This window comes from Secundilactobacillus sp. MJ173 (genome assembly GCF_059704265.1).
In genome coordinates this window covers 77,406-95,562 of record NZ_BAAKGN010000038.1, presented here as the reverse complement: position 1 = coordinate 95,562, position 18,157 = coordinate 77,406, and the positions used below count along the sequence as shown (strand labels likewise).

General features: G+C 43.5%; 16 protein-coding genes and 1 pseudogene. 9 read left to right on the top strand and 8 right to left on the bottom strand.

The features are described 5' to 3' along the window. The first annotated feature begins 15 nt into the window (after positions 1-15). The 4 genes from AC6H04_RS06635 to AC6H04_RS06620 all read left to right on the top strand — a co-directional run bounded on the left by AC6H04_RS06635 (position 16) and on the right by AC6H04_RS06620 (position 2,916). Positions 16-360: a BMC domain-containing protein gene (locus tag AC6H04_RS06635; RefSeq protein WP_497570951.1), complete on the top strand. Its 345-nt coding sequence runs from the start codon at positions 16-18 to the stop codon at positions 358-360. 15 nt (positions 361-375) lie between these two features. After that, on the top strand, positions 376-1,428 hold the full coding sequence (locus AC6H04_RS06630) for an oxidoreductase (protein ID WP_497570950.1): 1,053 nt from the start codon (positions 376-378) through the stop codon (positions 1,426-1,428). A gap of 18 nt (positions 1,429-1,446) precedes the next feature. Continuing rightward, entirely contained in the window at positions 1,447-2,238 is a 792-nt protein-coding gene (locus tag AC6H04_RS06625) for a tyrosine-protein phosphatase (RefSeq protein WP_497570949.1), read from the top strand. A gap of 216 nt (positions 2,239-2,454) precedes the next feature. Further along, positions 2,455-2,916, top strand: a complete 462-nt coding sequence (locus AC6H04_RS06620; protein WP_497570948.1) for a DUF8821 family protein — start codon at positions 2,455-2,457, stop codon at positions 2,914-2,916. A gap of 239 nt (positions 2,917-3,155) precedes the next feature. On the opposite strand, the gene AC6H04_RS06615 is transcribed toward AC6H04_RS06620, so the two are convergent. The 8 genes and pseudogenes from AC6H04_RS06615 to AC6H04_RS06580 form a co-directional block, all read right to left on the bottom strand. After that, positions 3,156-4,778, bottom strand: coding sequence for an ABC-F family ATP-binding cassette domain-containing protein (locus AC6H04_RS06615; RefSeq protein WP_497570947.1), 1,623 nt, complete (start codon positions 4,776-4,778; stop codon positions 3,156-3,158). Positions 4,779-4,961: 183 nt separating this feature from the next. Continuing rightward, positions 4,962-6,356: a sugar porter family MFS transporter gene (locus tag AC6H04_RS06610; RefSeq protein ID WP_497570946.1), complete on the bottom strand. Its 1,395-nt coding sequence runs from the start codon at positions 6,354-6,356 to the stop codon at positions 4,962-4,964. Between the two features lie 493 nt (positions 6,357-6,849). Then, the gene (gene phnW, locus AC6H04_RS06605) at positions 6,850-7,959 is read right to left on the bottom strand and encodes a 2-aminoethylphosphonate--pyruvate transaminase (protein ID WP_497571015.1); all 1,110 of its coding nucleotides are present in this window, start codon (positions 7,957-7,959) and stop codon (positions 6,850-6,852) included. Positions 7,960-7,998: 39 nt separating this feature from the next. After that, positions 7,999-8,745, bottom strand: a pseudogene (gene phnX, locus AC6H04_RS06600) (phosphonoacetaldehyde hydrolase); the annotation flags it as partial. A 39-nt stretch (positions 8,746-8,784) separates the two neighbouring features. After that, a complete protein-coding gene (locus AC6H04_RS06595) occupies positions 8,785-9,639 on the bottom strand; it encodes a PhnE/PtxC family ABC transporter permease (RefSeq protein WP_497570945.1) in 855 nt (284 codons plus the stop codon). Next, entirely contained in the window at positions 9,636-10,445 is an 810-nt protein-coding gene (locus tag AC6H04_RS06590) for an ABC transporter permease subunit (RefSeq protein WP_497570944.1), read from the bottom strand. The genes AC6H04_RS06595 and AC6H04_RS06590 overlap by 4 nt, the downstream gene beginning before the upstream one ends. Beyond that, positions 10,426-11,196: a phosphonate ABC transporter ATP-binding protein gene (gene phnC / locus AC6H04_RS06585; protein ID WP_497570943.1), complete on the bottom strand. Its 771-nt coding sequence runs from the start codon at positions 11,194-11,196 to the stop codon at positions 10,426-10,428. Before phnC ends, AC6H04_RS06590 begins: the two co-directional genes overlap by 20 nt. Positions 11,197-11,219: 23 nt before the next feature. Beyond that, positions 11,220-12,245: a phosphate/phosphite/phosphonate ABC transporter substrate-binding protein gene (locus AC6H04_RS06580; protein WP_497570942.1), complete on the bottom strand. Its 1,026-nt coding sequence runs from the start codon at positions 12,243-12,245 to the stop codon at positions 11,220-11,222. Between the two features lie 220 nt (positions 12,246-12,465). Here AC6H04_RS06580 and AC6H04_RS06575 point away from each other — a divergent pair, with 220 nt between their 5' ends. The 5 genes from AC6H04_RS06575 (at position 12,466) to AC6H04_RS06555 (ending at position 17,930) form a co-directional block, all read left to right on the top strand. Next, positions 12,466-13,800: a dihydrolipoyl dehydrogenase family protein gene (locus tag AC6H04_RS06575; protein WP_497570941.1), complete on the top strand. Its 1,335-nt coding sequence runs from the start codon at positions 12,466-12,468 to the stop codon at positions 13,798-13,800. A 199-nt stretch (positions 13,801-13,999) separates the two neighbouring features. Further along, positions 14,000-14,584: a uracil-DNA glycosylase family protein gene (locus AC6H04_RS06570; protein ID WP_497570940.1), complete on the top strand. Its 585-nt coding sequence runs from the start codon at positions 14,000-14,002 to the stop codon at positions 14,582-14,584. 128 nt (positions 14,585-14,712) lie between these two features. Continuing rightward, positions 14,713-15,372 (top strand): HAD hydrolase-like protein, encoded by a 660-nt coding sequence (locus AC6H04_RS06565; protein WP_497570939.1) that lies wholly within the window; start codon positions 14,713-14,715, stop codon positions 15,370-15,372. Between the two features lie 94 nt (positions 15,373-15,466). Then, a complete protein-coding gene (locus AC6H04_RS06560; protein ID WP_497570938.1) occupies positions 15,467-16,411 on the top strand; it encodes an ABC transporter ATP-binding protein in 945 nt (314 codons plus the stop codon). After that, positions 16,404-17,930, top strand: coding sequence for an ABC transporter permease/substrate-binding protein (locus AC6H04_RS06555; protein ID WP_497571014.1), 1,527 nt, complete (start codon positions 16,404-16,406; stop codon positions 17,928-17,930). The genes AC6H04_RS06560 and AC6H04_RS06555 overlap by 8 nt, the downstream gene beginning before the upstream one ends. Positions 17,931-18,157 lie beyond the last annotated feature (227 nt).

Here is an 18,157-nt window from a genome sequence, read left to right as displayed (position 1 = left end):
CGGAGGGGTTCAGTAATGGCTAGGAATATTGAACGTACGATTCAAGAATACGTCCCAGGTAAACAAGTTACGCTGGCTCACATCGTTGCAAATCCTACCGAAGACATTTACGAGAAACTTGGTATCCAAATTCACAAAAATGCGTTAGGAATTTTGACGATTACGCCAAGTGAGGCTTCCATTATTGCTGGTGATATTGCCACCAAGTCAAGCAACGTTCAATTAGGATTCATTGATCGTTTCAGTGGTTCTGTTGTCATGGTTGGGGAAGTTTCTGAGGTTGAATCGGCGCTGACACAAGTGATTGAGAAATTGCACACGTTACTTGGCTTTGATATTCCTAACATTACAAGAACTTAAGTATGGAGTGGTTAGATGAAAATTGATCAAATATTCAGTCCATATGAACTTAACAAGCGAGTGACGCTTCGTAACCGGCTTGTTTTGGCGCCTTTGAACATGCAATCATCGTTATTTGATGGCTCCGTCAGTCTTAACGACCTTAAGTTTCACAAGACGCGAGCGAAGTACGTTGGTCTAGATATCATCGGATCAGCCTACGTTTCAGACTCAGCGAACACTGCGTACGGGGCAATTAGTGTTGCCGATGACAGTAAAATTGATGGTCTGAGAAAACTCGCGACGGTGATTCACCAAGGTGGCAGTAAAGCAATTCTGCAACTGGTTCACGCCGGTCGAATGACTAATTCATTCGTCTTAAGGGGTGCACCAGTACTGGCACCTAGTGAGGTGAGGGCCGCACACGGTGAAGTTGATTTACCAAAAGCGATGACTAAAACAGACATTGAAACGGTGATTCATCAGTTTGAAGCAGCCACAGTTCGCGCAATTCAGGCTGGGTTTGACGGTGTTGAATTACACGGGGCAAATACCTTTTTGTTCCAGCAATTCATGTCACCGTTGTCAAACCTGAGAACCGACGAGTATGGCGGTTCGCTGGAAAATCGTATTCGGTTTTGTGCCCAAACAACAAAGCGGGTTCTTGATACGGCACGCGCGCATAAACCGGGGTTCATTGTTGGCTATCGTATCTCTCCGGAAGAATTTGAACCTGGTGCATTGAAATTAGGGGATGACCTGGTTTTAATGCAGGTACTTGGTAAGCTAGGAATCGATTATCTGAGTCTTTCATTGCGTCAGTATGATCAGACCTCGATTACCTGTGATGCCTTGTCAGATCTGCGAATCGCTGACATTGTTAAGCAGGCAGTTGGTGATTTACCGGTTATGGTAGCGGGTCACCTTGGGACACAGTTTGCGTTTGAACGGGCTTCTGGCGACATGTTTGCCGTCGGGACTAAGTTCTTGAAGCAGCCAAACTGGCCCGGTCAGATGCGTAATCCAGGTATCCAGCCGGAATCCACTGTCACTGGAACTGTGATTCCATATACAACATTGAATCTGTAATGGCGAAGGGTGATATTAATGGCACGATACAATGAGGCAATCCCAATATCAGGTGGACTGAACTGTCGAGATCTCGGCGGCCATTTCACTCGTGATGGCAGAACCGTCAAGTATCATAAATTAATAAGAGCCGGTCATTTGTCTGAATTGACACCAATTGGTCAACAACAGCTGTTAGACTATGGTGTTACAGTTGATATCGATTTACGGTCTAGTGCGGAACTTGAAAAGTATCCTGACTTAATTCCTTCGGGGATTGAATTTATTCACTTTCCGTGTTTGGATAACGATGATACAGAGAGTACTGAAACGGTGAATGAGTTAAATAAATTTTACTCGAGTAGCCCCCGCAGTGGTTATCTGCGGATGCTATACGTTTACCGTAAACTTGTGATTAATAAACACTCGCAATCCGCGATGCATCAGGTGTTTGCTTATCTACTCGCTCATGGTGATGAGGAAACCGTCCTCTTCCACTGTTCAGCTGGAAAAGATCGAACAGGGTTAACAAGTTTGCTGATCCTGTCGGCATTGGGCGTTTCCCCAGAAGACGTGAAACAAGATTACCTGTCGACGAATAAATTTCTGATCGACCGGTTAAACCAACGTGTTAGCGATGCAAAGCAATCCCATTTGAACCAGAATTTTATTAGTTCAATTCGGGACCTGTCCACGGTGCAAGAGGATTATTATGAGCAGGCCATGACTTTGATTAACTATGAGTTTGGCGGTATCGATGCGTATTTACGTGATGTTGTCCAACTCAGCGATACTGACATTCAACGCTTACGAGCCATCTACCTAGAGTAGGAAAATGGTAATTTTAAATGAGTAATTGGTACGATTGAAGTCTCCTTTCAGCAAAATGGCTGAGGGGTGACTTTTTTTGATGCTGTTCGTCGCAAAATGTTTCATGTGAAACATTTGTTAATGGAGGATAGTAATTTCAAGGCGAAACCGCTATACTTTGAGATGATTTCTTTGTACCAATGGCCGGTTAGAAAAGCAGACAAATGGGGTAAAATAATGAGCTATAAAGTTGATTTTAAAAATGTTGAGCAGGTTGGTTTGGAAACGTCACCAGTTGCACCAGCATTAGCAGGGTTACGGGCGAATGAAGCACGCTATTTTTGGAATAAATATAAACATGAATACATCATTGAACCTGCCAGTGAACATCCAGAGTTAGTGGATTATGTGAATGACGTGCTATCAGAAAGAGATTTAAACATTCAGTCCAAGCCGCTGGAAGTCTCACAGTTTGAAGTTGAGGGGACTAAGTGGACCTATGTTTTCTACGAAAGTGGCTTAGCCATCAACGTCATGTATGCGTTAGATCCAGAGGGCAAGCGAGCAGTTGGGTTTAAACTGTCTGATGGGATGGAAGTTCCAGCAGAGTTAGCTGATAAATTTAAATTTGCGCGTCAAAGATCTAAGCTAGCTGGTACTATTCGGGGGAGTTATTTTAAGATTAAACAGGAGCACTAAGAACAAGAGTGTGATACAACTCAGTAGATTCCAGAATTTAACGCAAAAAAACGTATTCCGTCGAACTTGTCGGAATACGTTTTTTGTGTTAAACGGCCAGAATCTGAGTCGTGGCGCAGGTTTAGACTAGATGAAAGTGTTGAACAAAAGCAAATTATTAATGGTGTTTCAGTCAAGAAGCTAAACGAAACTTTTATCAATATAGACTGATGTCACCAGCTTTATTTTAGTGCTTCTGGTTAATAAATTTTTGCGACCTGTGCTTGGGCAACTTCGTGAGCCATAAAATCATCATAGGTGGTATCAGCGCGGTCAACAACGCCTTTAGGGCCTACCTCGATAATGTGGTTGGCAATGGTTTGGATAAATTCGTGGTCATGGCTGGTAAAGACCATAGAACCGCTAAAATCAATCAGTGCGTCGTTTAAACTGGTAATGCTTTCTAGGTCCAAGTGGTTCGTCGGATCGTCCAGTAAGAGGACGTTTGCCTTGCTGAGCATAAGCTTAGAGAGGTAACTACGGACTTTCTCGCCCCCAGAAAGAACGGGGACTTCTTTTAGTACTTCGTCGCCCTTAAACAGCATTTGACCAAGGAAGCCACGTAAGAAGGTATTGTCGCTTTCTTCTTTGCTGGCGTATTGACGGAGCCATTCCAGAATGTTTAGTTTATCGTTACTAAATTCGGGGTTCAAGTCCTTTGGCATGTAAGCCCGGTTAGTTGTGACACCCCACGTAATTGAACCAGTATCAGGTTCTAAAGTGCCAGCCAGTAATTGCATCAAAACGCTGGTTGTTACATCTGAACGAGAGATTAGAGCAGCCTTGTCACCAGGTCGGAGAATAAAGTTGACGTTCTCTAAAATTGGCTGGCCGTCGATTGTTTTACTAACGTTTTCAACTCGCAGAAAGTCGTTTCCAAGTTCGCGTTCAGGCGTGAACTTGATAAACGGATACTTACGTGAGCTGGGTTTAATGTCGTCTAGGGTAATTTTATCAAGTTGTTTCTTCCGCGAAGTTGCTTGTTTAGACTTTGAAGCGTTGGCTGAGAAACGCGCAATAAAGTCCTGTAATTGTTTGATTTGTTCTTCTTTTTTAGAGTTAGCTTGATTACGTAGCTTTAAGGCCAGTTCTGAACTTTGAAGCCAGAAGTCGTAGTTACCCACGAAGAGCTGAATTTTGCCAAAATCAACGTCACACATATGTGTACATACGCTATTTAAGAAGTGACGGTCATGGCTGACAACTAGGACGGTGTTTTCATAGTCAGCGAGAAAGTTTTCTAGCCAACTGATCGTCATAGGATCTAAACCGTTAGTAGGTTCGTCCAATAGCAGGACATCCGGTTTGCCAAATAGGGCTTGTGCCAGTAAGACTTTAATTTTTTCGCTCTCTGGCAAATCTTTCATCAATGCTTGATGCTGAGCTTCCGGAATCCCCATTGATTGCAGTAATTGGCTGGCATCACTTTCGGCGTTCCAGCCGTCCATTTCTGCAAATTCACCTTCGAGTTCAGCGGCTTTAATGCCATCTGCATCGCTAAAATCGGGTTTAGCATACAGGGCGTCTTTTTCTGTCATGACTTGATAAAGGTGCTCATGGCCTTGAAGGACGGTGTTGAGCACCGTTTGATCGTCAAAAGCAAAGTGATCTTGTTTTAAACTACTCATTCGCTCGTTAGGACCTAGCGCAACATTCCCAGTAGTCGGAGTCAGTTGGCCTTCTAAAATTTTAAGAAAAGTTGACTTGCCGGCTCCGTTAGCACCAATAATGCCGTAACAGTTGCCAGGAGTAAACTTTAAATTAACGTCATCATACAGTTTGCGGTCCGAGAAACTCATGGACACATTGGTTACAGTTAACAAGTTAGTACCTCACTTTTTTGTTGTCGAAATCGGATAATGAGAATCAGTTCCTATATAGTATCAGATTTATACCGCAGTTTCCATCTAAGAGTGATAGGAAATGAATTTATGGGGCAAATATATAAAAACACCCCTGGATTAAGACATCCAGGAGTGAATGATGGTGTTAAGTTCAAGTGAAACTTATTTTGCAGCCTTTTTAGCTGCTTCCTTATCAGCTTCTTTGTGGCGCATTTCCATTTCGATCTCTTCCAAAGTCTTCCCACGTGTTTCGGGAACAGCGAAGATAACGAAGAAGATGGAAACAATAGCGAAGAAACCAAAGACGGCGAATGGACCACCAACGTTGTTATGGAAGGCATTCAACAGAACTAAGAAGAATTGAGAAACAATAAAGTTACCGATCCAGTTAGCTGCAGAACCAATTGAGTTACCAATGCCACGAACGTTCAACGGGAAGATTTCACCAATCATTAACCAGCAAATTGGTCCCCATGAAACCGCGAAACCGAAGATATAAACAGCAATCAGGATCATGGTTGGAATGGCAGCAGCTTTAACACTTAATGTGAAGTTCAAGAATGACAGGATAATGATTGATGCGGCCATAACGATTGAACCGAAGAGAAGGATGGTTCGACGGTTAAATTTATCCATGATGTTGTAGGCAAGAACCGTGCACAAGAAGTTAACGATACCGATACCAACAGAAATCCAAATAGCGTCGCCATCAGCGAAGCCAAAGCCTTTAATAAAGACTTGTGGTAAGAAGTAGATGACAGAGTTGATTCCGACTAATTGTTGCAGCAGCATTAAGCCAATGGCAACTAAAACCGCAGGACGGGCAAAAGTCATTAATTCGTGAAGACCACCCTTGGGTTGATTAGCAACGGCTTGGATGTCAGCTAGTTCCTTATCGGGATCTTCGTCGGTTTTAGCGCGTAGGTCGTGCAGAATTTCTCTGGCCTCGTCGATTTTACCCTTTTCGACCAAATAGCGTGGTGATTCAGGTAAGACTAATGACCCGACGAACAGGCAAACGGCAGGAATCAAAGCCGATCCAAGCATCCACCGCCAGTCACGCATCCCTAGAAGGTTATGCCCTAAGAAGCCCAAGTTTGAGACGTATGCTAACAGAATACCTAGCGTAACCATTAATTGGAACATCGTCCCGAGAGATCCGCGGTGAGGTGCATCAGCCAATTCAGCTAGGTAAGCCGGCGTTAATGCTGAGGCAGACCCAACGGCAAATCCTAAAATGATACGGGCAACAACCATTGACACGAATCCTGAAGCAGTCATTGATAGTCCCGATCCAAGTAAGAAGAGGAGTGAAGCAACTAATAGCAGGCGTTTCCGCCCAAACTTATCTGATAAAGATCCAATTGATAAAGCACCAACTGAGGAACCAATCAGAACGGATGAGGTAATAAAACCAGTCTGTTCAATGTTTAGTCTGAAATCGGATTCAATCAGTGATGATGCACCTGAAATAATCCCGGTATCAAAGCCAAATAAGAGTCCACCCAGTGCGCCGAATGTAAAAATAAAGAAAGTACTCAAATGACGTACACGCACAATAATCTCTCCTAACGTATAAATAATAGCTTTTTAACAATCCCAATTGTATACGTTTATTCAAAAAACACAAACGTTTACATTGCCTATAGATTAGTTTTTAAAGCGATTTCATAATTTGGATAGGATAGCCATTATAGTCGGTGAAAAACAAGTGAAATCATGTTAATTTAGTCACATATGGCGTCACCAAACAGGCTACGTTCACAAGTCAACGTGTAGCAATTTAAATATGGTTACTATAAGTTAGAAACTGATGGATTGGTATACCCCAAAATAATTTTTTAAATTTTTTTTGATTTCAAAAGAAATTATCTACTTTAGCCGGTTTCATTTAACAAAAATAAAGCTGGTAATGATGTGCCCTAAGTCGTAGGAATATCAATAGAATCAAAAACACCACCAATTTTTAATCAAGCAATTGGTGGTGTTTTTATGGTCAGTCTGTGCATGTAAAATTGAGGTATTTTTAATTCAAATTAGCTGCGAGTTGTTAATCACTAACTGGTAATTGCAATTTTTCTCTAGTATAAGTTTTAATCAAATCCAGCAGACGATGAATGTCATCAGCCGAAACTTCACCAATATTACCAATTCTGAAACTATCACACTTTGAAACCTTACCAGGATAAATGATAAAGCCACGATTCTTTAAAAATTCATAAAATGCTCGGAAGTCAAAAGCCGTTGTTGGGAACTTAAACGACGTAATAATGGGTGACTGAACGGTGGCATCGATGACTAATTCATAACCTAGGGCCTGCATACCGTCACGTAAAAGGGTCTCGTTGGACTGGTAACGGTGAGTTCGCGCAGTAATGCCACCTTCTTGTTCAAGTTCACGTAGAGCTTCAGCAAAGGCGTAGACAACGTGAGTGGGGGAAGTAAAGCGCCACTTACCATCGTGCTCTTCAAAGGTCTGGTATTGAGCGTAAAGATCGAGTGCCAAGGAGCGAGCGTTACCTTTAGTAGCTTGCAGAGTCTTCTTTTTGGCTAATACCACACTAAAGCCTGGGACGCCTTGGACACATTTATTTGAACTAGTAATCAGGTAATCGACTTGGAGCTGTTCAAGATCGATTGGCACACCACCAAAGCTAGACATGGCATCAACAAGGGTGATGATGCCTTTATTGGCTAATGCTGGGATGATGGTTTCAATCGGGTTTAAGATTCCCGTAGTCGTCTCACAATGAACCATAGCGAAGTGTGTCACTTCTGGGTGTGCTGTTAACATGTTTTTAACAGCTGCCAAGGTCACTGTCTGATCTTCGGGTACGTGGAGATCAACGTGTGGAATAGCTAAATAATCTGCAATCTCAATCATTCGTTCTCCATACGCACCGTTGGCAGCGATGAGTAGGGCGGCGTCTTTTTTAGGGACCGCTGTACCAATCGCAGCTTCCACACCGAAGCTGCCGCTGCCTTGCATTAAGACAGCTGTGTATTCGTTGCTTGAGGCATGGCCGAGAGTGACGAGTTCCCGCCGAACCCATTGTGTGACCTCTTTATAATCATCATCCCAAGTACCATGGTCAACTAACATGGTTTCCTTCACCGTGAAGCTAGTTGTGAGTGGACCGGGTGTTAGTAATAATGGCATGTCGTGGTCCTGCTCATCAATTGATTCAATTAGGGGAATGAGATCAGCAATGTTGTTAATAATTTCATCGGCCCCCGCTTCTTTAAGGATTGCAGCAGCTTTGGCATGGTAGCGGTCACGTCGTTCAATGCTTAACTGGTTAAAGGCTTGTTGTGATAGGCCGATTAAATTACCGCCGTCTATAACACCAACGGAGAGTGTTCCCGCGTTTTTCCCCTCTAAAATATCATTCACAGTATCACCAACTTTAATGACGTGAGTGGGGTCAGTGATGTGCATCTTCTGCATGGCGAGTTCAACCATGTCAGCATGGGGACGGCCGACGTGATCGGTTTGTTCAGAAGTGATGTTATACGTGGGCGTGTACCCCTGTTGTGCGACTAAAGGTAAAATTTGATCCAGCATGGTTTGCGTGTATCCGGTCGTTGTTGCCAGCTGGATATGATGAGTATTGGCAAACTTAATTAGATCCGCCATGCCGGGTTTCAGTTGTGCGGTTTCCACGAGTACTTGGTTAATTTCCACCTGAAACTGAGCGTAAACTTCTGTCGCCGCTTTTGTTAGTGGAATGGTTGGGTGGTGAGACTCCCAGGAACTAGCAATTTCAGGGATTTGCAGAATTTGACGGACATGGGTCATTTTATCCAGACCAACATCTTGGCGGATAGTTGCTTCGCTAAGTTCAATACCGAAGTGAGCAAAAGCGTTTCTAAAGGCGATAATGGGAGCACGACTGCCATAATCAACGGTCGTACCGGCCCAGTCTAATACGATGGCTTCAATCATAAAGTAACCCTCCAATTTGAATTTTAAAGCGTTGAATAGTTATTGATTGGTGATAGCGCGCAGGCGGTAAGAAATAACTTCTAGTACTAACGCAAAGGCTAAAATCAGATAAACCATGACGCCAACTTCATGGAAATTGAAATAGAAGCTGCTCGACATGAAAAGTTGATAGCCAATCCCGCCAGCACCTGCTGCGGCGCCAACGGCAATGGCATCGGCAAAGTTGATTTCAAAACGGATAAAGGTCCAGCTAAGATAACTTGGAGTCATGTAAGGGATGATCGCTTGGCGGATAATGGCACTTTTTTTAAGCCCCATTGCCTGCATGGTTTCGATAATATCTGGAGCAAGTTCATCCATGCTATCCGCGTAGACTTTCGTTAGATAAGCAACACTGTGAAAAGTGATTCCTACAACTGCTGCATTGGCTCCCAAGCCAAACACAACGCTGTAGATCAAGACCCAAAGAACAGTTGGGATAGCACGAATAACGGCCATCATACTTTGAATGCCAATGACTAAAAAGGTGGGTGCTAGCCGTTTAGTACTGGCGAGAGCAAGAAAAAAGGCCAATACTGAGCCGATTAGGGTGGTTAAGAATGCCAGTAGCACACTTTGACCCAGTGCGCCTAGAAGTGTGATAAAGGTGGTATTAGCAAGGTGTGGCTGCAAAAACATAATTTTGATATTCTCTGCAAAACTCGCTAGAGCTGCACCTAGTTTGAAGTGGCTAGGGATCATGGTCGGTAAGGTTGCCAATGTGACATAAGCCAGCCAAACCAGCGTTATCAGAAGTGTGACTCGGCGTCGGTCACGAAAACGTAAGGGTATCGATATTTTTGGACCCGTTGGCCGCCGTGTGGGTATTGAAAGTTGATTTTCGGGTTTAATCACGATAAAAGCCTCCCAATCAAATTGGAAATTAATTCAGCTGCTACGACTAAGATGATGACGGAGAGAATCACTAGTCCAGCGGCGCCGTACCTTAAACTTTTGAAGTAGAGGTTGAAGATGAAACCAATTCCAGTTCCCGTAAGCAAGCCAACCAAAGTCGCGTCTCGGACGTTATTTTCAATCATATAAAGGATCCAAGTCATGAGCGCAACGGCAATTTCTGGTAGAAGTCCTTGAAAAATGACTTGCAGATAAGTGGCGCCAGTCGCCTGTAATGCCTGTATCTTCTCAGTTCCAAAATCCTCGATGGTTTCCATAAAAGCACGTGTCAGAAACCCTAAAGTCATGAAAAATAGTGCCAAAAAACCAGTGAGATCATTTTGCTTAAAGGAAAAAAGTAAGATCATCGCCCAAGCAACGATGGGAATATTTCGGAGTAGTGATGAAAAGGCCCGAATGACCCAGCCAACGGTAATCGCTGGCGTAAGTGTCTTAGCACCTGTAATCGCTAAAAATAGGGATACTACGGCAGCACAGGTCGTTGAAGCAACTGCCACTACAAACGTCCGAAATAACTGTCGAATAATCTCGCTCCAGTAACCTTTTGAAGCTTCGTTGGGGATGAAGTTCTGGATTAACCACGCTACACCATCTTGGATATTGAACAGCGACTGCGTTTGAAAGCCGAGTCCGATTGATGCACCAATATAAGCAAGGCCAAGAATGACAAGGATGATGGACAGTCGTATACGCTGGTTATTGAAGAAATTGGTGACCTGCTGTGCATCAGAGTTCAAGAACAGCACTCCTTTCAGTATTCGCAGCCTTTTGGTATATGCTAGCAACGGTAGTATCTGAAAGAGCCTCAGTACGATCATCAAATACGACCTGACCGTTGTTGATACCAATAACGTGATCCGCGTAATTTCGAGCGATATCAACTTGGTGGAGGTTGATTAATACCGAGATGCCCTCATTTGTAGCTAGATCTCTAAGAATATCCATGACAGTGATGGTTGATTTAGGATCTAGGGATGCAATTGGTTCATCACACAGAATGATTTTTGGCTGTTGCATTAACGCTCGAGCGATGCCAACCCGCTGTTTTTGGCCACCACTTAGATTACGGCATTGCTGAAAGGCAAATTCTTCAAGACCAACCTTCTTCAGCAGTTTTAAAGCCGCTTCCTTTTCGCGATTACGGTAAATCGAAAAGATACCCGCTAGATTAGATTTAGTGCCTAAACAGCCATGTAAGACGTTTTCAATCGCTGTTAGAGGTTCAATCAAGTTGTAGTTCTGGAAAATCATCCCAATTCTGCAACGAGCTTGGCGCAACTGTGACCGATTCAATTGGCGCATGTCGGTGCTATCAAACAAAATCTCACCGTCATCGTCACGAATAAGTTGATTAATACTACGTAAAATCGTCGTTTTACCGGCGCCAGAAGGTCCAATAATAACGGTGACCTCACCGGGTTGAACGCTAAATGAAACATCGGTTAACGATTTTTTTTCGCCATCGTAGCTCTTAGCTAAGTGTTTTACGGTTAACATTAGAACCTCCTTTTGCCAGCAGCCTATTCACCCAGTACTTTATGAGTAGGGGCGTACCATTTGTCAGAAATAGCGATAAACTGGGTATCACCATCCTTTGGTAATAAACTGTGTACCTTAGCGGTAGATGGGGCAAAGAATCTTTTATCCTTAGCGATTCGAGATGACGTCAACGCTTTAATGATTTTTTGAGTATCTGATTTGCTGAGCATTTTTGAGTTTACAGCAATAGGCTCGTTCTGTACGGGGTAGGCGGCTAAAGCGATACTTTCTTTGCCACGAACACTGTTAAATGGTGCTGGCGCGTTGGCGTTGATTTTGAAGTCAGCACCGGCTTTAGTTGAATCATTGGTGAATTTACCGTATGAAACGAGATCCATGTCATCAAAGGCAGCAACGTCAGCATCACCTTTAAGCAGGTTAACGGCTGAACCCTGATGTGAACCGCCAAACAGGACCTTGGAGAAGAACTTACCGCTTTGTTGCAAGTCATCCTTGTTTTTTAGGTTGAAGTTGGTTTGAATGGCACCTGCTGGAATGGCAAAACCAGATGTTGACGTGTTAGAAACAAAGGACATCTTCTGACCCTTGATCTTTTCCAAACGATACTTACCGTTTACCTTATATTGGTTAGCTTTATCCTTAGGAACCATGATGTAACTGTGGTATTGAGCATCCTTCAACGTACCAGATTTACCGGAGTAGGTCAGAATTGGTTCAACGGAGGCGTTTTGCTTGTGAGCTTGGATGTAACTATCCGGTCCCATTAGCGCAATTTGGGCTTTGCCAGATGAGATGGCTTGGATGGCAACGTTGTAATCGGTAGTGGTTTTAACCTCAACTTTTTTACCAGTTGCTTTGTGAATCTCGTTTGCCAGTGCTGTTCTCGCAGGGCCGGCTTCTTTGGCTGAATCACCGGGCAAGAAAACGACTGTCAGCGCTTTGTCCTTCTGGTTCCCGCCCGTGGCGTTTGAAGAACTACAACCGGCAGCCGCAAGTGATAAACCAATGATACCGGCAGCAAATAAACTTGTTTTAAAAATACTCATATTAATAACCCCTATCTTATTTGATAGGGTTAATGTTAACGGGTGATTGTAAATCCAACATAAATCCTTCGTAAATGTTTATAGATAACGTGTAAATGTTTGGTAAATAAGAACAGAGGTGATATTAGCAATGATTATGAAACAGATTTTTGGTGTCACGGCTGACTTTGTAGTATGTTGAAAGGTAAAAAGATGATTCACGAACAGGAGGGTTTAGTGTATGGCGTTTGATTACGATACGATTGTGATTGGTGGCGGCCCCGGTGGCATGGCCGTTGCGTATGGCTTAAATAATAGTCAAAGGGTTTTGGTGGTTGAAGGAAATCTGTGGGGTGGCACGTGCCCTAATTTCGGCTGTGATCCTAAGAAAATGCTCTACGGTATAGTTGAAGCCAGAAGACAAGTCGTTCGTTATCAGGGAAGTGGTTTGTCAGCTGAACCGAAAGTTGACTGGGCGGAAATGATGGCGTTTAAACGCGGTTATACAGAAAAAATTCCAACTGGAACTGAAGCAGGTTTAAAGAGTGCACACATCGATCACTTGCATGGTACTGCAGAATTTATAGATGGTCATACCGTGCGCGTAGGCAATCAAAAAGTAACGGGTGAACATATTGTGATCGCTACTGGCGCTACACCAACTATTCCAGATATTCCTGGGAAAGAAGCCTTTAAGACAAGTACTGATTTTTTGGATTTGTCTAGCTTACCCAAGAAGATCGGGTTCGTTGGTGCTGGCTACGTGGCAATTGAACTGGCGAATATTGCGGTAGAAGCGGGCGCTGAAGTGCACGTTTTCCAGCATAATGATCGGCTACTTCGTAATTTCCCGCAAAACTATACTGAGAAGCTGAAGGGCATTTTGGCTGATAAGGGGATTCATTTTCACATGAATACGAACGTTACAGCGCTAAATGCTGATGATGAACAGGTTGAAGTGATTACTGATAACAGTGATCCAGTCACATTGGACGCTATCTTCGCAGCGGCCGGACGACGACCAAACTTGGATCAGCTTAATTTGGCAACTATTGGTGTTGCGGTTGAGTCCCAAGGCGTGAAGGTCGATGATCATTTAAGGACCAGTGTTCCCTCCATTTACGCTATTGGTGATGCGATTGCTAAATCAGTGCCCAAGTTAACGCCGGTTTCGGGGATTGAAGGGCGCTATGTAGCTGCATTGATTGCAGGGAAGACTAGCGACCCAATTCAGTATCCAGCTATTCCACACATCGTGTTTGCTGGACCGGAGCTTGCCCAAGTCGGGGTGACACTCGACGACGCGGAAAAACAGCCAGAGCAGTATAGAATCAATAACCAATCAGTGGGTTCTTGGTATACTTACCATCGCCTGCAAGATGAAAATGCCCGTGTCACGACGATTACTGAGAAAGATTCTGGCAGACTAGTCGGTGCCGTAGTATTAGCGGTGAATGCCGAAGAACTCATAAATGACTTTTCGGAAATTATTACCCACAAATCGTCGGCTAAACAAGCCACTGACTGGACACCCATTTATCCCAGCGTTACCAGTGATTTAGGTTACTTTTATTAATTGATAGATTCTAGAATTTAAGTTAAATAATCCTCGTTTTGATGGTGCGTTCATCAGGACGGGGATTTCGCTGTGCCTGAGGCGAGGTCAAATGTAGGTCGGATTAATCAGCGAGGTCAACTGGTTTCAATATCAATCGATGTTAAGCCCCATTTGCTTGCCATGTTAAAATAGGGTATCAAGAATAGGAAGTGACAAGATGGGGCGAGCAGAAGATCTTTATCAAGCGATTATGGCAGATCCGCAAAACGCTGAGTTTACACAACAGGGGATTGAACCTTTGTATCACGTGGAGCCTGAGGCAACAATCTTGATTATTAGTCAGGCACCAAGCCGAAAAGGGCAAGCGTCAATGACTTATTGGGATGATCCCAGCGGTGACCGGTTAAGAGCATGGATGGGTATGAGTCGTGATGAGTTCTATCATTCTGGAAAGTTGGGTGTGGTTCCCTTAGATTTTTATTTCCCGGGAAAAGGTAAGCAAGGAGACCTGCCACCGAGAAAAGGGTTTGCTGAAAAATGGCACGAGCCCGTGCTCGAACTAATGCCGAAAGTGTCGTTAACACTACTTATTGGTGCCTATGCGCAGAAATATTATTTGCAAAAAAGGCGTCAAAAAACGCTGACTGAAACAGTAGCTCATTATAAAGACTACCTACCGAAATATTTTCCAATCGTCCATCCTTCCCCACTAAATTACGGCTGGATGCACCAGCACCCCTGGTTTGAAGATGAGGTTGTTCCAGAGCTACAGGCGGAAGTACGACGATTGCTTAAGAACTAAGAAGCATCTAGCACTCATAAATCTGATTTGTTTTATTAATTAAAAGTAAGTATTTAGGATTCTTCCTTGAAGGTTAAACGTAATTACGGTAGTCTATACGCCAGGATCACTAGAAATGGAGCACGCTAATGAATAATCAGGTCTTCTTTGATTTTGATGGCACTATTGCTAATTCTGAACGTGGCATTGTCCACTCAGTTAAAAAAATGGTAGATGATTTACAGCTACCGCATTTAACGGATGAGCAGTATCGACTTTTCATTGGACCGACACTCGCTGACAGCTTAACAAAGTTTTTTCCGTCACTGTCGGAGAAACAGGTGGCCAATGGTATCGCAAAATACAGGGCAGAATATGAGTTGCATGGCATATTTGATTTGCAAATTTATCCCGGTATTGAAACAGCGCTAATGACTTTAAAAACAGCTGGCTATCAGTTGAATATAGCTTCAGCAAAGCCTGAACCTGTTTTACAGCGAATCATTGATAAATTTCAGTTGAACGATTATTTTAGCGGTATCTATGGTGCCGCAGGAGAAGTAAATCGCGTTAAGAAAGCCGATATATTAGCCTATGGTATCAAAACTAGTGGCGCTTCACGGACTAATAGTGTCATGGTTGGTGATCGCTATACCGATATGATTGGTGGTAAGGCAAACCACGTGAAGACTTTGGGTGTGACGTATGGCTTTGGCGATACGGATGAACTTAAGGCCTCGAATGCAACAGCATTAGTCGCTTTACCTAAAGAAATACCGGCTGGTGTAGCAAAGTTGTTGGGGAAATAAGGTTAAAGGGCGCTGGACCAAGGCGACTCTTTTTTGTTCTCTAGTAAGAAATTAGTAACTGGTAGTAGTGGACAGTTAAACCGAGGTGATACTAGTGATTGAACTGCTTAATGTCAACAAGGAATATCAAGATCAACATGCACTTGATCACTTAAATCTCACCATTAATGATGGTGAATTATTTGTGCTGGTAGGGCCTTCTGGCAGCGGGAAAACGACGCTGTTAAAAACCATTAACCGGCTAGTTGTACCCACGTCTGGGCAGGTTAAAATTGACGGTAAAGATGTGGCAGATGCAAACGTGCAGGAGTTACGACGCCAGATTGGCTATGTACTACAGACGGGTGCGTTATTTCCCAATATGAGTGTGGCGGAAAATGCGAGCGTACAACTAGATAACTTAAAGTGGCCAGCAGACAAGAAACGTACCAGAATTGCCGAACTCATGACTGAAGTGGGTCTTGATCCAGACCATTTTTTGGACCGGATGCCCAGTGAACTTTCCGGTGGTGAGGCACAGCGGGTGGGTATTGTTCGCGCTTTAGCCTGTGAGCCGGGGTTAGTTCTTATGGACGAGCCTTTTAGTGCTTTGGATCCAGTTTCTCGGCGTCAATTACAGCAAATTGTGATTAATCTGCACCAGGATTTGGACAGCACGATTGTATTTGTGACTCATGATATGCATGAAGCGTTGCGGTTGGCTGATCGAATTGGTGTTGTGCATAACGGTAAACTGCAGCAAGTAGGAACGCCGACTGAAATTTTGTCAGAGCCAGCCAACGCGTTTGTCAGCAATTTCTTTGCCGATGAACAGCAGACAGATCAGTTATTAGGACAGGTCTTAGCTGCAGGGTTTGGTCGAGCAGCTAAAGCTGACGAACCAGGTACTAAGATGGTCAAAGGTCAAAGTATCTTTGAGTGGGCGACTGCCCTTCAAAAATCGCAGGTAGACCAGGTGGTTGTGGATGATAAGGTGCTAACTAATCATGATTTAATCGATTACTTAGCATCGCTTGAGACGGAGGGTGACAATCATTAGTCAATTAATAAGTTATGTCAATAAGAACCACGGTGACTTATTACAGGCTTTGTGGCAACATATTTCGATTTCCTTAATCAGTATGCTGATCACAATTCTGATTGCGATACCGCTTGCCATAGCGCTGATCAATCATCGTCGCATCGGTGAAATTTTTCTGCAAATTACTGGTGTTATTCAGACAATCCCGAGTTTAGCGGTTTTAGGGATTCTAATACCGTTCGTTGGGATTGGCACAGTTCCAGCAATCATTGCGTTAGTTTTGTACGCCATTATGCCTGTTTTTCAAAACACCTATGCGGGGCTTACGAACATTGATCCCGTTTTGTTAGAGGCAGCGGATGCCCTTGGTGTAACCCCAAGATTCAAACTTTTTAAGGTTGAACTGCCTCTGGCAATGCCCATGATTTTATCGGGTATTCGGATCGCCACAGTGCTTGTTATTGGAACGGCGACCTTAGCTGCTTTGATTGGTGGTGGCGGTTTAGGGACTTACATTCTGCTAGGAATTCAAACAAATAATAATACGGCGCTGTTAGTGGGTGCTGTTCTGTCGGCCATTTTGGCTTTACTGGCTAATTGGTTGATTGAAGTCTTGTCGAAGGTGCCTTTAAAACGGCTGGGCATCGGTACTTTGGTGTTAGTGATCATTGGTTTAGGCGGCACTATCGGTCATCAATTATTAAAACCACAGACTGAGAGAATAACGATTGCGGGTAAATTGGGTGGCGAACCCGAAGTGCTGATCAATATGTATAAGGATTTAATTGAACAAAATGATTCAAGGGTTAAAGTAACGGTAAAGCCTAACTTTGGTGGCACCAGTTTTCTTTTTAAGGGCCTTCAAAGCGGTAAAATTGATATCTATCCAGAGTTCACGGGTACGATTCTGCAAACACTGGTCAAGGGTAATCCAGATGTCAATCGTAATCCGCAAATTGCCTACCAAAATGCGCGTGATGATGTTAAAAAACAGTTTGGTATGACGTATCTTAAACCCATGGCTTATCAGAATAACTATGCCGTTACCGTTAGACAGGATACGGCAACGCGGTATCATTTAAAGACCATTTCGGATTTAACACGAGTCGCTGGTCAGCTTTCGGGAGCGTTCGATCCTGACTTTTATCAGGAGAGCAACGGCTATCCTGGACTCAGAAAAACGTATGGTCTTAGTCTAAAATCAGCTAAAACCATGGAGCCTTCATTGCGTTATGAAGCTCTGGCTAATAAGCGGGTAGATGTGACGGATGGCTATACAACTGATCCGCAGATCAAGGAGTATCACCTTGTGGCACTGAAAGATGATAAGGGCTTTTTCCCCACGTATCAGGGCGCACCATTAATGAAAACGAGCTTTGCTAAACAGCACCCAGCCATTGTGAAACAACTGAGTCGGTTAAGTGGTAAAATTTCGGTTTCTGACATGCAGAACATGAACTACCAAGTGACAGTTAAGCACCGGAAAGCTTCGGTGGTTGCACGGGAATACCTGAAAAACCATCATTATTTGAAATAGAACTAATAAAACATCAAGCATTGCTGTAGAAACAGTTGTGCTTGATGTTTTTATTTTAGGGACTCCAAATTAATTCTTTTACTCAATTAACTTTTGCTTGTAATTTTTATTAATGGTGGTAATATAGTTTTGGTAATTGAGCGGGCGCTCAGTCGTAATAGATGAATTACTTTGAATGTTTGGATCAGGAGAAATGATAACTTGATATGGGCTTAAACACAGATGCT

Coding starts and splice junctions, on each gene's coding strand:
- AC6H04_RS06635 (WP_497570951.1), top strand. CDS start 16: ATGGCTAGGAATATTGAACGTACGATTCAAGAATACGTCCCAGGTAAA.
- AC6H04_RS06630 (WP_497570950.1), top strand. CDS start 376: ATGAAAATTGATCAAATATTCAGTCCATATGAACTTAACAAGCGAGTG.
- AC6H04_RS06625 (WP_497570949.1), top strand. CDS start 1,447: ATGGCACGATACAATGAGGCAATCCCAATATCAGGTGGACTGAACTGT.
- AC6H04_RS06620 (WP_497570948.1), top strand. CDS start 2,455: ATGAGCTATAAAGTTGATTTTAAAAATGTTGAGCAGGTTGGTTTGGAA.
- phnW (WP_497571015.1), bottom strand. CDS start 7,959: ATGCCATTATTACTAACACCCGGTCCACTCACAACTAGCTTCACGGTG.
- phnC (WP_497570943.1), bottom strand. CDS start 11,196: ATGTTAACCGTAAAACACTTAGCTAAGAGCTACGATGGCGAAAAAAAA.
- AC6H04_RS06580 (WP_497570942.1), bottom strand. CDS start 12,245: ATGAGTATTTTTAAAACAAGTTTATTTGCTGCCGGTATCATTGGTTTA.
- AC6H04_RS06575 (WP_497570941.1), top strand. CDS start 12,466: ATGGCGTTTGATTACGATACGATTGTGATTGGTGGCGGCCCCGGTGGC.
- AC6H04_RS06570 (WP_497570940.1), top strand. CDS start 14,000: ATGGGGCGAGCAGAAGATCTTTATCAAGCGATTATGGCAGATCCGCAA.
- AC6H04_RS06565 (WP_497570939.1), top strand. CDS start 14,713: ATGAATAATCAGGTCTTCTTTGATTTTGATGGCACTATTGCTAATTCT.